The sequence below is a fragment of the Dyella thailandensis genome, from assembly GCF_050749815.1.
GTDB lineage: Bacteria > Pseudomonadota > Gammaproteobacteria > Xanthomonadales > Rhodanobacteraceae > Dyella_A.
In genome coordinates, this window is the sequence record NZ_CP192735.1 from 3,827,352 (window position 1) to 3,841,649 (window position 14,298).

Annotated in this window: 17 protein-coding genes; 15 read left to right on the top strand and 2 right to left on the bottom strand. The window is 68.1% G+C overall.

Annotated features, from left to right (window positions below):
* The first annotated feature begins 15 nt into the window (after positions 1–15).
* Positions 16–1,533, top strand: coding sequence for a cytochrome-c peroxidase (locus tag ACQVBX_RS17355; RefSeq protein WP_431635705.1), 1,518 nt, complete (start codon positions 16–18; stop codon positions 1,531–1,533).
* A gap of 221 nt (positions 1,534–1,754) precedes the next feature.
* Here the strand turns inward: ACQVBX_RS17355 and ACQVBX_RS17360 are convergent, their stop codons facing one another.
* A complete protein-coding gene (locus ACQVBX_RS17360) occupies positions 1,755–2,363 on the bottom strand; it encodes an OmpA family protein (RefSeq protein ID WP_431635706.1) in 609 nt (202 codons plus the stop codon).
* Between the two features lie 300 nt (positions 2,364–2,663).
* Here ACQVBX_RS17360 and ACQVBX_RS17365 point away from each other — a divergent pair, with 300 nt between their 5' ends.
* The 3 genes from ACQVBX_RS17365 (at position 2,664) to ACQVBX_RS17375 (ending at position 4,543) form a co-directional block, all read left to right on the top strand.
* Entirely contained in the window at positions 2,664–3,053 is a 390-nt protein-coding gene (locus tag ACQVBX_RS17365; RefSeq protein WP_431635707.1) for a GFA family protein, read from the top strand.
* 135 nt (positions 3,054–3,188) lie between these two features.
* Positions 3,189–3,800: an OmpH family outer membrane protein gene (locus tag ACQVBX_RS17370; protein WP_431635708.1), complete on the top strand. Its 612-nt coding sequence runs from the start codon at positions 3,189–3,191 to the stop codon at positions 3,798–3,800.
* A gap of 50 nt (positions 3,801–3,850) precedes the next feature.
* Positions 3,851–4,543 carry a CPBP family intramembrane glutamic endopeptidase gene (locus ACQVBX_RS17375; RefSeq protein ID WP_431635709.1) on the top strand — a complete coding sequence of 231 codons (693 nt, stop codon included), beginning with the start codon at positions 3,851–3,853 and terminating at the stop codon, positions 4,541–4,543.
* Positions 4,544–4,572: 29 nt separating this feature from the next.
* Here ACQVBX_RS17375 and ACQVBX_RS17380 read toward each other — a convergent pair whose 3' ends face one another.
* Positions 4,573–5,085, bottom strand: a complete 513-nt coding sequence (locus tag ACQVBX_RS17380; protein ID WP_431635710.1) for a DUF4405 domain-containing protein — start codon at positions 5,083–5,085, stop codon at positions 4,573–4,575.
* A gap of 138 nt (positions 5,086–5,223) precedes the next feature.
* Between ACQVBX_RS17380 and ACQVBX_RS17385 the strand changes: the two genes are divergently transcribed.
* The 11 genes from ACQVBX_RS17385 (at position 5,224) to ACQVBX_RS17435 (ending at position 14,283) form a co-directional block, all read left to right on the top strand.
* Positions 5,224–6,147 (top strand): M14 family metallopeptidase, encoded by a 924-nt coding sequence (locus ACQVBX_RS17385; RefSeq protein ID WP_431635711.1) that lies wholly within the window; start codon positions 5,224–5,226, stop codon positions 6,145–6,147.
* 341 nt (positions 6,148–6,488) lie between these two features.
* A complete protein-coding gene (locus ACQVBX_RS17390) occupies positions 6,489–7,385 on the top strand; it encodes a c-type cytochrome (RefSeq protein ID WP_431635712.1) in 897 nt (298 codons plus the stop codon).
* Positions 7,386–7,449: 64 nt separating this feature from the next.
* A complete protein-coding gene (locus tag ACQVBX_RS17395; RefSeq protein ID WP_431635713.1) occupies positions 7,450–7,902 on the top strand; it encodes a hypothetical protein in 453 nt (150 codons plus the stop codon).
* 22 nt (positions 7,903–7,924) lie between these two features.
* Positions 7,925–8,380: an N-acetyltransferase family protein gene (locus tag ACQVBX_RS17400; RefSeq protein ID WP_431635714.1), complete on the top strand. Its 456-nt coding sequence runs from the start codon at positions 7,925–7,927 to the stop codon at positions 8,378–8,380.
* A gap of 97 nt (positions 8,381–8,477) precedes the next feature.
* The gene (locus ACQVBX_RS17405; RefSeq protein WP_431635715.1) at positions 8,478–8,831 is read left to right on the top strand and encodes a UBP-type zinc finger domain-containing protein; all 354 of its coding nucleotides are present in this window, start codon (positions 8,478–8,480) and stop codon (positions 8,829–8,831) included.
* A gap of 105 nt (positions 8,832–8,936) precedes the next feature.
* Complete coding sequence (locus tag ACQVBX_RS17410; protein ID WP_431635716.1) at positions 8,937–9,659, top strand: hypothetical protein; 723 nt, start codon at positions 8,937–8,939, stop codon at positions 9,657–9,659.
* Positions 9,660–9,770: 111 nt separating this feature from the next.
* The gene (locus ACQVBX_RS17415) at positions 9,771–10,280 is read left to right on the top strand and encodes a GNAT family N-acetyltransferase (RefSeq protein WP_431635717.1); all 510 of its coding nucleotides are present in this window, start codon (positions 9,771–9,773) and stop codon (positions 10,278–10,280) included.
* 41 nt (positions 10,281–10,321) lie between these two features.
* Positions 10,322–10,900 (top strand): hypothetical protein, encoded by a 579-nt coding sequence (locus ACQVBX_RS17420; protein ID WP_431635718.1) that lies wholly within the window; start codon positions 10,322–10,324, stop codon positions 10,898–10,900.
* 168 nt (positions 10,901–11,068) lie between these two features.
* Complete coding sequence (locus ACQVBX_RS17425) at positions 11,069–11,533, top strand: hypothetical protein (protein WP_431635719.1); 465 nt, start codon at positions 11,069–11,071, stop codon at positions 11,531–11,533.
* 723 nt (positions 11,534–12,256) lie between these two features.
* The gene (locus ACQVBX_RS17430) at positions 12,257–12,436 is read left to right on the top strand and encodes a hypothetical protein (protein WP_431635720.1); all 180 of its coding nucleotides are present in this window, start codon (positions 12,257–12,259) and stop codon (positions 12,434–12,436) included.
* 218 nt (positions 12,437–12,654) lie between these two features.
* On the top strand, positions 12,655–14,283 hold the full coding sequence (locus ACQVBX_RS17435) for an MFS transporter (RefSeq protein ID WP_431635721.1): 1,629 nt from the start codon (positions 12,655–12,657) through the stop codon (positions 14,281–14,283).
* The last annotated feature ends 15 nt before the right edge of the window (positions 14,284–14,298 follow it).

Consider the following 14,298-nt stretch of genomic DNA (forward strand, 5'->3'; position numbering starts at 1 on the left):
TCGTCCAGCCATGACGTGTTCCGCCCCGCGCACGGACGCGGGGCGGAACGGTGCTACCACGGCAACGCAGGCCTCCCGCAGGATCGGGCGGCGGCGTGCAGGAGCGAGCTGCCCATGTCTTTCCAAACCCCGCCGTCGCGCCGACGACGTGGCCTGCCCGGGGCCCTGCTGGGCGTTGTCTGCATCGCCAGCGCGCTCGGCGGAGGCCTGCTGGTGCAGCGGACGGCGCGTGCCGGTGCCGACGCCGGCAGCATCAATCCCCATCCGGTGCAGCTACGGCTGCCGCCGATCGCGCCGCTCAGCGCCGTGGCCCGGCTGGGCAAGGCGCTGTTCTTCGATCCGATGCTGTCGGGCTCCGGTCGGCAGTCGTGCGCGTCGTGCCACAGCCCGGCGTTCGGCTACAACCCACCCAATGCGCTCATCGTGCAACCCGGTGGCGCGCACCTGCAGCAGGCTGGCTTTCGGTCGCCGCCGTCGCTCGCGTACCTGTATCGGCAGCCGCCTTTCAGCATCGGGCCGGACGTCGGCGACGTCGACGTGCCGGTCGATCTCAACGCCGTGGCTGCCGCGGTGCGCAGCCAGCGCCGGGCGAGCAAGGCCGCCGGCGTGACGCCGCGGCAGGCGCCGATGGTGGGGCAGGGCGGCCTGTTCTGGGATGGTCGGGCCGATTCGCTGCAGCGGCAGGCGATCCTGCCGATGCTGAGTCCGGTGGAGATGGCCAATACCAGCGTCGCCGCGGTGGCGACCAAACTTGCGCACAGCCGGTACCGGCCGTCGTTCGTGCAGCTGTTCGGCGACGGCGTCGTGGGCGATCCGGCGCAGCTGGTCGATGAGGCGATGTTCGCGATCGGCCGGTTCGAGATCGAGGATCCCTCATTCCACCTCTTCACCAGCAAGTACGACGCCTGGCTGCAGGGCAGGGCGCGGCTCACGCCCGCCGAGCAGCGCGGCCTGGCCCTGTTCAACGATCCGCACAAGGGCAACTGCGCCGCCTGCCATCTGAGCCGGCCAACCCGTGACGGTCTGCCACCGCTGTTCACCGACGCGCAGTACGAGGCGCTCGGGGTGCCGCGCAATCCGGCGCTGGCGGCGAACCGGGATCCGCGGTTCTACGACATGGGCCTATGCGGCCCGTTCCGCAAAGACCTCGCGAAGCAGACGCAGTACTGCGGCATGTTCCTCACGCCGACCCTGCGCAACGTGGACCGCCGCCGGGTGTTCTTCCACAACGGCGTCTACCGCACGCTCAAGCAGGTGCTGGACTTCTACAACCTGCGCGCCGTAGAACCGCAGAAAATCTACCCGAGCGGCGCGAACGGCGTGCTGGCGATCGACAACGACCTGCCCACGGCGTATCACGCCAACATTGACACCGCCGATGCGCCGTTCGACCGCCGTGTCGGGGAATCACCGCCGCTGAGCGATCGCGACATCGACGACATCATCGCTTTCCTGCATACGCTGGATGACGGTTACTCGTCGAGGACGCCGCTTGTCGAAGCACGAGTACATGTTCCGCCCGCGGGCAGGTAGTCGAGACGTCTTGCGGAGTCGGTGAATGCGGGTTGATACCACCGATCGATGGGGCTAGGTTCACCGAGGCCCGAGGCCTGGAACGCTGGGCGGTCGTAGAGGCGGTCGCCCGATGCCGGTTGGCGTTGCAGCTGTTTCGCGCAGGCGCGCGCGCCGTCCCACGTGAAGATCCCGGCCCGTGCGGAGCGATGGCTCCGCGCGGCCGGGATGCAGGGTGCGGGTCAGGTGGTTGGGGTGCCGGCGGTGGTGGCGTTGCCGGCAAAGTCGACCACCAGAGTCACTCGGCGGTTGGACGAGCCGGCGTCGCGCACCTGGCCCTTCTCAACCTGGCGATTGCTGGCTTCGCCGTAGCTGACGGCGCGGATCTTGTCGGCGTTCAGGCCGCCGGTACTGACGAGGTAATCGCGTACGGCCTCGGCGCGCTTGAGGCCCAGGCGCTTGTTGTAGCTGGCCGAACCGGCCGGGTCGGTAAAGCCTTCCACCGTGATCACCGCGTCGGAGCGATGCTGGCTGATGACCTTGGCGAAATCGTCGAGCAGCGGTTTGTCTTCATCGCGCAGCGTGGCGTCACCGAAGGCGAAGTGCGCGGCCGTGTCGACGTTGATGCGCCCCTGCATGGCGGTGATCTGCGCGTCGTACTTGGCAAAGCGCTGCTGCATGTCCTGGGTGATCGCATCGATCTGTTGCTGCTGCTTCTGATCGTTGGCGCGCAGCTCGCTGATGGCGGCGTCGTAATCGGCCTTCTTCACGTACTGGGAACATCCACCCAGCGCGAACCCCATCAAGCTCAGGGGAAGCAGTGCAAGGCGTGCGGCTTTCAGATTCTTCATGGTGATCTCCTCGTCCTTCGGGCCCGTAGCGAGAGGTGTCATCGCGTACTTCAGGCCATGCCCATGCCGCCTGCATCGTCCCCCGCGCGCGCAGGTGCCGGCTTTTCAGGCTACCCCGCAGCGACGCGCATGGAATGAACCGCAGTCAACCGTGAAGGCAACGTTGCGTCGCATGTCTGTGCGCGCGGGCGGAGCGAGACAGTGACATCGCCCAGTACGCAAAAATCTTCGGCGCGCATCGAACAGCGGCATCGCCACAAATAGCGAGGTGAACGCCATCACACCGGGAGGGCAACAGCGATGATCGAAGGCACATGCCATTGCGGCGCGGTGCGCTGGCAGTTCGATGGCGATCCGGATCGGGCCACCGCCTGCAACTGCACGGTATGCCGGCGCTACGGCGCGCTCTGGGCTTATGGGTGCGAGGACGAGGGCGTGCGTGCATCGGGCCCGACACATGTTTACGTGCGGGGCGCGAGGATCGCCTTCCACTTCTGCCCGGTCTGCGGATGCATGGCGTTCTGGCGCGCGCAGACACGCGACGCGTCGGGCCGACGCCGCATCGCGGTCAACCTGCGCCTGGCCGAACCTGCCGCGGTCGGACATGTTCCGATCGACCACCTCGACGGGCTGCACGACTTCGACCACCTGCCCCGCGATGGTCACCGCGTGGCCGACTACTGGTATTGAGGGCCGCGCGGACGCCAGGCGCCGTGCGGGAGCGGGCAGTGTTCGTCGATGCCGCCGCGACGTTATGCTCGGGAACCTCCGGGCGCCGCAGGCGTCGATGGAAGATTCCTGTTCCCTATCAATGGATGGCTCACCATGACCGTTTCCCGTTCCCTGCTTGCTGCTTCCTTCATCACGGCCCTCGGGCTGTCCGTGCTGCCGGCCGCGCCGGCGCGTGCCGCCGATGAGCTGGGCGGTAATCCCGTGCCGGGCCTGTGCATGCTCTCGCGCGAGGCGGTGTTCGCGCAGTCCAAGGTCGGGCAGGCCGCCACGCAGCGCCTCAACCAGTTGGCGACGCAGGCCCGCAATCAGCTGGCCGGCGAGCGCACGCCGCTGGATACCGACATCCAGAATTTCCAGAAGAACGCCCCCAAGCTCAGCGAAGATCAGCGCAAGCAGCAGGGTGGCGCGCTGCAGCAGCGCATGCAGGCCTTCCAAGGCAAGGCGGGCGAGCTCAGCGAACGCATCCGTCTCACCCAGGCCAAGGCGATGGACCGCATCGGCCAGGAGGCGCAGCCGCTGGTGGCGTCCAGCTACAAGAGCCACCGCTGCGGCTTGCTGCTGAATCGCGATGCAGTGCTCGGTGGCAACGTGAGCAACGATCTCACCGCTGACGTGGTGAAGGGTCTGGACGCGAAGATCACCACCATCTCGTTCAACCTCGAGCCGCTGCCCAGCGGCAACGGCGCCAACGGCCAGGGCAAGTGAGCTAGCGGGCAACGAACGCCGGGTGCCGCAACGCGCCCGGCGCGGAGCTGGTGACGAGGGGAGGGACTCACCTGGACAGCGCCTCGCCATCGACGCCGGCACCGTCGCTGCGACAGCGCGCGATGGTGCTGGTCGGCACCGCAGCGGTGTTGATCGCGCCGCATCTGGGTGTGCCGATGTTCCTTTACCTCTGGCTGGGGCTTGGCCTGTGCGTGGCCATGCTGCGGCTGCACCGGCTACGGTTCGCCGATGCGGGTTTTCGCTGGCGGGGCTTCCGGACGATTCCGTTGCTGATCGGCGCGGCGCTCGGCCTGGCCTACGCAGCCATCAACTACCAGCTGATCGGCCCGCTGCTCGCCCACGTGCTGGGCGAGCGCCCGGACCTGAGCGACTTTGCCTTCGTGCGCACGCACCTCTCCGGTTACGTGCTGGCCCTGGTGCTGGCATGGGTGATCGGCGGGTTCTACGAGGAGCTGGTGTTCCGCGGCTTTCTCCACACGATGCTGATGCGGCATCTGCCGCGCGTACCCATGCGGCCCGCATGGGCCGTCGCGCTGACTGCGTTGGCCTTTGCCGCGTATCACCTGCAGCTTGGCGCGTTCGGTGTGGCCAATGCGCTGGTGTTCGCGCTCTTCGCTGCGGCCGTGCGGCGGCGCTGGCCACGGAACCTGTGGGTGGTAATCAGCTTCCACGCCTGCGCCGACATGACAGCGTTTACGCTGATGCGCTGGGGTTACCTGTAGGCGTCCGTGTCGTGCGCCGGCGCGCTGGCTCAGTCACGCTGGGCGGGCTTGGCCGCCGGCATCAGCGCGAACAGCACCTCGTTTGCCGGCACTGCCGAGGCGGTGGCGATGTCGCTCGGTGTATCGCGGGTGGAGCTTGCCTTGTAGCCGCGGGTCTGCAGCTGCTTGAGAAGATCCTGCGGCGGGACCTTGAGGATCGGCGCCAGATCCTCCAGCGTCGCTCGCGTCATCAGCGCGAGCGTCTGGAACGCCGGATTGCCGGCGCGGCCCTTGCCCGCGGTGAAGGCGAACGGCACCGCCACCACCAGCGACAGCGCCAGCGGAATCATCAGCGTGCGGCGCTTGGCGTAGGCCAGCAGGGGCTTCCAGTTCTTCACCATGTGCAGCGCGAACGGCGCCAGCAGCAGCATGCTCAGCCATTCGTGCATGCGGTGGAACGTGGCCGAGGACCAGTGGAAGAACAGCGCCACGCCCGAGACGGCGGACACGGCGAACAGGCCGGCGGTGAGCGGTGTGCCGTAGCGATGCATGAAGTGCTTCAACGCAAAAATCCTTTGCTGGAGTGTTCATCAAATGATAGTTATTCGCATTTGATCCGACAAGACGGCACCGCTCGCGCCGCGGCGACTGCCCACAGGGCCGGTGCTAAAGTCAGGGACTTTCGCCCGGAGTATTTGCCCATGAGCGCTACCTCGACCGCCTATTCGATCGGCACGCCTGGCGTCGCCTGGGGCCCCGCCGAAGTGGCCGCCTGGCGCGCCCGGCAGACCCGCCAGCGCAGCTACGCCGACGACGTGCTGAGCGTGGTCGATCGCCTGCGCAGCCAGTTCGACGTGAGCGAATATGGTCAGCTCGACTACGCCGCGGAACATTTAGCGCTGCACGTCGTGCGTAGCCGCGACTGGCGCGCCGAACGGCCCATCGTGGTGGTCACCGGCGGCGTGCACGGCTACGAAACCAGCGGTGTGCATGGCGCGCTGCAGTTCCTCCAGCACGAGGCCGCGCGCTACGTCGGGCGGGCCAACCTGCTGGTGGTGCCGTGCGTGAGCCCGTGGGCGTACGAGCGCATCCACCGCTGGAACCCCGACGCGATCGATCCCAACCGCTCGTTCCGTGCCGACAGCCCGGCGGGCGAATCGGCTGCGCTGTGGAACCTGCTGGCGCCGTATCGCGAGAGCGCCCTGCTGCACATCGACCTGCACGAAACCACCGACAGCGACGAGTCGGAATTCCGCCCGGCGCTGGCCGCCCGCGACGGCGTGGCGTACGAGCCGGGCGAGATCCCCGATGGCTTCTACCTGGTGGACGACACCGAGAACCCGCAGCCTGCGTTCCAGCAGGCGATCATCGAAGCGGTGGCGAAGGTCACCCATATCGCGCCGGCCGACGCCAAGGGCGAGATCATCGGTTCGCCGGTAGTCGCCCCCGGCGTGATCCGGTACCCGCTGAAAAAGTTGGGCCTGTGTGCCGGCATCACCCACGCGCGCTACGTCAGCACCACCGAGGTCTACCCGGACAGCCCGCGCGCCACCCCCGCGCAGTGCAACGACGCCCAGGTGGCGGCGGTGTGCGCGGCGATCGACTTCGCGCTGGCGGTGGGCTGATCGAGGCACTGTGACCCATGATGCGGCCAGACCTTCGCGATGCGGACCGAGCGCGGCGGGCTGGTTGGCGCCGATGAGCGGCTGACTGCCGGCTGCCGCGCCAGTCCGCTGCTGGTCGCGCCGGTCGATCGTCAGCATCAGCCGCGTCATTGTGGTCCTGCATGAGCCGGATCCGGACTGGAAGCGTCGGGTGCAGCACCGGGTGGACGATCTGGAGTAGCCGGTACGCCGCGGGGCGCCGCTCAGGTGCATGCCGGAGGTCACTTGCACCAGCGGCACATGGCGCGGCCCGCCCTCCGGCGTAAGCTCCTGCGCCACGACGGGTGCCCTGGGGAGCGGCCATGCGTACGACGATGAAATGGCTCGGCCGCCTGGCGGCCGGCGTAGTGCTGCTGCTCGTGGCCGCGCTGGCCACGGTGTATGCGATGAGCGAATGGCGCCTGCGCCGCGTGTGGGGCGTGCAGGCCAGCGTACCGGTGGTGCCGAGCGATGCGGCGGCGGTCGCCCGTGGCGATCACCTGGCCACCATTCGCGGCTGCAAGGGTTGCCACGGGCCGGACCTCGGCGGCGCCACCTTCATCGACGCTCCGGTGATGGCGCGGTTGTCCGGCCCCAACCTCACCTCGGGGCAGGGCGGGATCGTACGCAGCGACCTGGACCGGGTGCGCGCGATCCGCCACGGCGTGGCGCCCAACGGTCGCTCGCTGCTGTTCATGCCCTCGCAGGAGTTCAACGCCTTGAGCGAGAGCGACATGGGCGACCTGCTCGCTTATCTGCACAGCGTGCCAGCGGTGGATCGCACGCTGCCGCCGAACCGGGTCGGCCCGCTGGGGCGTGCGCTGTTCCTGGCCGGCAAGGTGCCCCTACTGCCGGCCGAAGTGGTCGATCACCAAGCCCCGCCGGCGCAGCCGAGCCCCGGCGCCACGCCGGCGTACGGCGCCTACCTCGCCAGCTCATGCAAGGGCTGCCACGGTGCGGGACTGTCCGGCGGTCACATCCCTGGCACGCCACCGAGCTGGCCCGATGCCGCCAACCTCACGCCGCATGCCAGCGGGCTGGCCGGCTGGAGCGAAGCCGACTTGCGTCGCGCGCTGCGCGAGGGCATCTCCCGGGATGGCCGCAAACTGAAGACCGACTTCATGCCGGTGCGCGAAACCCGCCACCTTAGCGATGACGAGATCGGCGCGCTGTACGCGTATTTCCAGAGCGTGCCGGCGAGGCCGCGCGGCGGACGCTGATCGCAGGTTCCTGCGCCGTCGCTCTGGCATCATCCGCGCACCCTTCATTGCCGGGATGTACGCGATGTCGTTTCGACGCCACGGATGGTTGCTCGCCGCTCTGTTCGCCGCGCTCGGTGGTTGTGCCACGGACCCGCGCATCACCCCCGATGCGCGCTGGATCGATCCTTCGCAGGCCGTGCAGCTCGCGGCGGCGGCCGCGCCGCGCGGCGTCTCCGGCGTGTTCGCGCTCACCGTGCAGGCGACGGCACGTCCCGGCCCGCTGTACCTCAACTCCGAGCGTGACTACCGCGATCAACGCGACCTCACGGTCGTGGTGCTGCCGGCGGCGGCCAAGGCGCTGGCCGAACGGCTGCACGGCGAGCCGGAGCGCGCACTGCGCGGTCGACGCATCCTGGTAGCGGGCTGGGCCAGGCGCGTACGCATCGACTTCCTCGCCGACGGCCGCCCCAGCGGCAAGTACTACTACCAGACCCACGTGCTGGTGACCGACGCGACGCAGATCCAGCTGCTGTGACCGGCCTGCGCAGGCGCTGATCGTGTGCGTCCTCATCCGTCCCGTTCGCAATGACGACTTCGACAGGTGGCTGCCGCTGTGGGATGGCTACAACGCGTTCTACGGCCGGCACGGCGCCAGCGCACTCGATCCGGCGATCACCCGCGTCACCTGGCAACGCTTCCTCGATCCGGCCGAGCCGATGTTCGCCGGTGTGGCTGAAGTCGACGGCGTGCTGTGCGGCCTGGTGCACTTTCTCCATCATCGCAGCACCACGCGGATCGAGCCGGTCTGCTACCTGCAGGATCTGTTCACCGCCGAAACGGCGCGCGGGCAGGGCATGGCGCGTGCGCTGGTCGAACACGTCTATGCACACGCTCATGCCGCCGGCGTGCGCCGCGTGTATTGGCAGACCCAGGCCGGCAACGCGGCGGCGCGCGTGCTGTACAACCGCCTCGCCGTGCACGCCGGATTCATCGTCTACGCGCACGACGTGTAGCCCCCGGGCAAGCGGCCGGCACCGCGCGCTTCAGGCAGCCTGCGGGACGTGCGACGATCCGCGGGCCACTCGACCGGCAACGACGGAGCGCCCAGCCATGACCCGCGACGATGACGTGATCGATCCCTCCGTGCCGCCCAGCGGCACCGGCTGCGCTGAGTGCCTGGCCAGCGGCCAGTGGTGGCTGCACCTGCGCCGCTGCGCGCAATGCGGTCACATCGGCTGCTGCGACACCTCGCCCAACCAGCACGCCACTGCGCATTACCACGCCACCGGCCATCCGGTGATCGCCAGTTTCGAGCCCGGCGAAGACTGGTTCTACGACTATCGCAGCGATGGCTTCCTCGACGGCCCGCGACTGGCGCCGCCGCACGCCCACCCGCGTGACCAGCCCGTGCCGGGGCCGGCCGGTCGGGTCCCGGACGACTGGGAATCCCAACTCAACGGCTGACCGTCGCGCGGCGCCGCCGTCCTCTCGCGGTGGCGCGGGAGAGCGCCATGCAACCGTCGGTCGGCGCGGCGTATCTGCGTGTCTTTCCCATGCAGAGGCGGCGTGATGGATATGCGCGCAGCACCGGCCCGGCGGCCGGTATCCATTTCCTGGCGGTGGTGGCTGGCGCTGTTGCCGCTGGTGGCGCTCGCCCATGAAGCGCATGAGCTGGCACACACCGTCACCGGCCGCCTTGCCTGCGGTAGCTGGGCGCTGCGTGATTTCAGCAGCTGGTCGATCACCGGCTGCGCCAGCCTCCTTCCGACGGCGGGCGGTCCGGTGCTTTCGTATCTGCTGATGGCGATCGGTATCGCCGGCTGCATGCGCGGTGGTGGGCCCCGTGCGTGGGCGCTGGCCCTGATCGCGGCCGCCAATCCGCTGGCGCGCATCATCACCGCCGTCAGCGGCCATGGCGACGAGTGGCTGGTCGTCCATCGACTGCTCGGCGCCGACACCGGAGCGATCGGGTACGTGCTCATGCTGGCGATCGTCGCGCTGCCGGCCGGCACGGCGATGCTGGTGGCCTGGCGCGCCACTGCCGGCCTGCGCGCCCGGGTGGCGACCTACGTGGCGTTGATGCTGATCGCCATGGCGATCACCGGGCCGGGCGTGCTGCTGGGCAATCATTTTCTGCATGCAGGCGTGTGGGATCAGACGGTGGCCGGCGCCCCCTGGCTGGTGCACGCGGTCACGGCCGTGGCGCTGCTCGGCGTGCTGCTCACCGTGCGCGGGTTGCGCACCTTCGGTGTGGATGGCCCGCGGTCGCGGTCGGTGGCGGCAGGTCGTTAGTGTTTGCTGGTGCCACCGCCCGAATTGCCAGGCCAGCTGGAACACCACGGCCGCAGGCTTGCGGCAGAATCGGCTTTTCTCGTTCTCGCCGTGTCGGTTCCCCGAATGCGCATGCAGCTCCGTGATGCCACGCCGGCGGACTTTCCCGCCATCCTCGCGCTCAATCACACGTTCGTGGCGGTGCTCAGCCCGCTGGACGAGGCCCGTCTGATCCACCTGCATGAGCAGGCCGCCCAGCATCGGGTGATCGATCGCGATGGCGAAGTGATCGCGTTCCTGCTCACGCTACGCGAAGGCGCGGACTACGACAGCCCGAACTACCGCTGGTTTGCCGCGCGTTACCGGCAATTCCTCTACGTGGACCGCATCGTGGTGGCGGCCTCGGCGCGGGGCACGGGGGCGGGGCGCGCGCTCTATCGCGACACCTTTCGCCATGCCTGCGAGCAGGGCTTGCCGGTGCTGGTGTGCGAGTTCGACACGGTCCCGCCCAATCCCGCCTCGGCCCGCTTTCACGCAGCGCTTGGCTTCTGCGAGGTGGGCACGCAGACGCTGGAAGGCGGCAAGCAGGTCTCGCTGCAGGCGTTGGAGATCGCCATGGACACGCCGCTGTCGAGCAGCTGATCTCGTGGATCTGAGTAAATACGCGCCATAGACCCGGGGGCATGCGCGAGCGCGTCGCCGCTGGGCAGGCAAGCTCTTGCGCCTATCGTGATAACGTGCGAGAAGTCAAGTCGGCCGACCCCTGGGGGGGCGGCTTCATGTTGAATCATCAGGAGGGGGTACGCATGAACACTTGGAAATGGTGCCTGGCAGCGATTCTGTTGTCGGTGGGTACCGGAGCCAGCGCCCGGCAGCAGATGTCGCAGGGTCAAGCCAATCAGCAGCTGATGGAGGATGCCAGTCGACGCGCAGGATTATCCCGCGCCGATACATTCGGCGATCGCTACAACGAGCATCTGCAGAAAGGCATGATTTCACTGGCCGACGCCCGCAAGAGCTTGGCTGCCGAGTGGCAGAAGCTCGGGTTGTCCCCTGAACAGGCGACTGCCGTCGCATCCACCTACCGGGCGGACAGTTCGGCACTTCTGACTCACCCGTCGCTGGCGCGCATGAGCGATAAGGAGGTGTCGGCCATGATCCAGCAGGCACTCGTCTCGAAGAACTATCGGATGGCCAACCAGTTGCTGATCGACTTCGAGCGCCAGAAGATCCACTCCGCGTCGGCATCCGCCGAGCACTGAGGGGGGGCTGCGCGGCCTGCCAGGTTGACAAGCACTCTTATGAGGAACGTGAGTAGGTGTGCCTTCGCGCTCTGCGTGGAAGTTCTGGTGATAGGTTGCTGCTGAGCCGGAGGTCGTGCTGGCGCCCTTGCGCCAGCTCTGCGTTGATTCGTCATGGAGGAGTACGCAATGAACCATTGGAAGTGTTACGCCACGATGTTCCTGGTGCTAGCGAGCGGGGGCGTTGCCGCCCAGCAGAAAATGTCCCAGCCCGAGGCCATGCAGCAGCTTTTGAATCAAGCCGATCAGCAGGCTGCATTCGCCCGGGGCATGACCTTTGGCGATCGTTACAACGAGCATTGGCACAAAGGCATGATCTCGCTGCCGCAAGCCCGCAAAAGTCTGGCCGAGGAATGGCAAAAGCTCGGCCTGTCGCCGGAACTTGCCAAGCAAGTGGCTGCCACCTACCGAGGGGACAGTTCGGGCTTGCTGAGTCATCCCCCGCTTGAGGGGCGCGACGAGAAGGTGGTGTCCACGATGATCCAGCAAGCGCTCGCGGCGAAGCACTATCCCATGGCGAACCGGCTGCTCATCGATTACGAGCGGCAGAGGCTCAAACTGGAGCCCATGTCCGCCCAGGTTCCGACCCATTGAGTCGCCCGCGTTTGATCTGATGCGCGAATGGATTGGTCGGGTCTGACGAGTAGAAGTCGATCCTGTGTGCATCGGCCCGTCCAGACGCAATCACTTGGGTGATTGCATGAGACCTATGCAGGATAGCCACCTGCAGGTACTCCTGCCGTTTGGTCCAGCAACACGATGCGGTCGGGCTCGTGCTGCTCGGTCAGATGGAGCGAGCGGATCGTTCCGGCAATGAACGAGAGAGCAGCGCGCTCGTCGCCGACACGCCGCCTCGACGACAACTAGCCCGGCGCCGCGGATCCAGGCGTAGCGTCCGTCCTTGGTAGGCGCGACATTGCTTCCTTATCCACGCCGTGACCGGCCGCACTGCGCAGATAACTCGAGCGGGCAGCGAGCTGTGTGCCGGGCAGGGCATTGGGTCGGAGAGCGACATTCCGGCCGATTCGCTGTCAGTCCAGGGCGGGGAGGGACGTCCATCGAGGGCCGCAGCGCGTCGGAAAGGGCCTACAGCGGCGTCCGTTCGCAGCTGATGGGAGCGGCGGGGCGAGGCGCGCATGCTGGTCCGACCCCGCGAGTCCGGACCAAGCCGGCCGGATGTCTGGCGCAAGTGACCGACTCGGAATGTCAGGCGGAACCGACGGACGGGGTGCTTCATGGCCGGGCAGCCGCCCCCGATTGCCCGGCTTTTTGGCGCCCGCGCCCCGGGCGCCTTTTCTCTTGCCTGGAGCGGCCTTCATGCTGGATGTGCGCACCAACCGGGACGGATTCGTGGTCTACGACACGGACAGCGAGGAGCCGGTGATGCGTTTCGGCACGCTGCGCGATGCCGACGCGTTCGTCGCCGAGGCGCTGATCGCCGACCTGCACGCCAAGCTGCAGCGCTGGTCGCTCGATCACGTGCCGGCGACCTGGTAAGCCGGCGGCTCCGAATGATTCCTAGGGAAAATGGCTGCGAGGCGTCCTAGGCTAGTTCCGTCCGGGGCGCGCGTCCGCATCCCTGTCGTGCCCGCTGCGCCCCGGACGTTCCACCCCCTTCAGGCCCTGCTCCCGGGGCCTTTTCTTTTGTCCGTGACGGCGGTGGGCGGGGCCGCGCTCTGCTAGCCTTTTCGGCTACTCCCTTCACGGTTTCCGGCATGCGCGCCGACGGTATCTCGTTCCATCACCCGCTGGCGTTCTGGGCAGGCTGCGTTCTGCTGGTGGCCGGCGTGCTGGCGCACGTGCCGATGTTCCTGATGGGCGCGCCCATGCACTACCAGCTGGCGGGCATGCCGATGACGCCTACGATGCTGGTCGGCATGGCGATGATTCCGCTGGGGCTGGCGCTGGCGGCCTACGGCCTGGCGCCGCGGATCGAGCAGGTGCGGCGCACGCTGCACGGTGCCCGCAGCCACGAGTATTTCCATCTTGCCGACGGCGTGCCGCTGAACCGCGAGCACTGGACGCTGGTGCTGGTGTTAGTGGTGGCACTGGCGGTGGACGTGATGAAGCCGGCGACGCTGGGCTTCGTGATGCCCGGCATGACGCGCGAGTACGCGATCAGCAAGGAGAGCGGGGCATTCCTGGCACTGGTGGCGCTCACCGGCACCACGGTGGGCTCGGTGCTGTGGGGGCGCATCGCCGATGTGCTGGGCCGGCGCGCGGCGATCCTGCTGTCGGCGCTGATGTTCATGGGCACGGCGATCTGCGGCGCCATGCCTTCGTTCGGCTGGAACCTGGTGATGTGCTTCCTGATGGGCGCCTCGGCCGGTGGCCTGTTGCCGATCACCTTCACCTTGATGGCCGAGGCGGTTCCCGCGGCCCATCGCGGCTGGCTGCTGGTGGCGCTGGGCGGCATCGGCACCTCGGCCGGCTACCTGCTGGCGGCCGGCGCCGCGGCACTGCTGGAGCCGCTTTTCAGCTGGCGCGTGCTGTGGCTGCTGGGCTTGCCCACCGGCGCGCTGATCGTGCTGCTCAACCGCTGGATCCCCGAATCGCCGCGCTTCCTGTCCAGCGCTGGCATGGAGGACGAGGCGCGCGCCGTGCTGCGGCGCTTCGCCGGACCCGGCGCGCAGGCGATCGAGACCGACGACGCCATGCATCCGGGCGCCCCTGTCGTGGACGAGCAACACCCCGTGGCCGGGTTGCGCCAGTTGCTGCGCGGCCGGCACGCGGCGATCAGCTGGGGCCTGGTGGTGTGCGGCACCGCCTGGGGACTGGCGAACTTCGGGTTCCTGCTGTGGCTGCCGGTGAACCTGGTCAAGCTCGGGGTCGACCCGGCGGGAGCCAGCGCGCTGCTGACCCGCTCGGCGTTCATCGCGCTGCCCGGCATCGGCATGGTGGTGTGGCTGTATCACCGCTGGAGCAGCGTGCGCTCGCTGGTGCTGTTCATCGCATCCACCGCGGCGGCGCTGCTGGCCTTCGTGGCAATGGTGCTGCTCGGCCTGCATTCGGCGCTGCTCACCACGGTGGCGACCGCGGCGCTGCTGGTGAGCGTGAGCGGGGTAATCGCCATGCTGATTCCCTATGCCGCCGAGATTTATCCGGTGCACCTGCGCGGTACCGGCTCGGGAGTGATCGCGGCCAGCTCCAAGTTCGGCGGCATCCTCGGTGCCGGCCTGGGCGTGCTGGGTTTCTTCGAGCACATGGCGCTGGCGGCGGCGTTGATTGCGCTGCCGATGATGGCCGCGGCGGTGATGCTGCTGCGCACCGGTATCGAGACGCGCGGGCTGGCGCTGGAAGACATCCAGACGGCCATGGCCGTCGATCCCCGGCAACACGACTGACCGCGGCGTGACGCG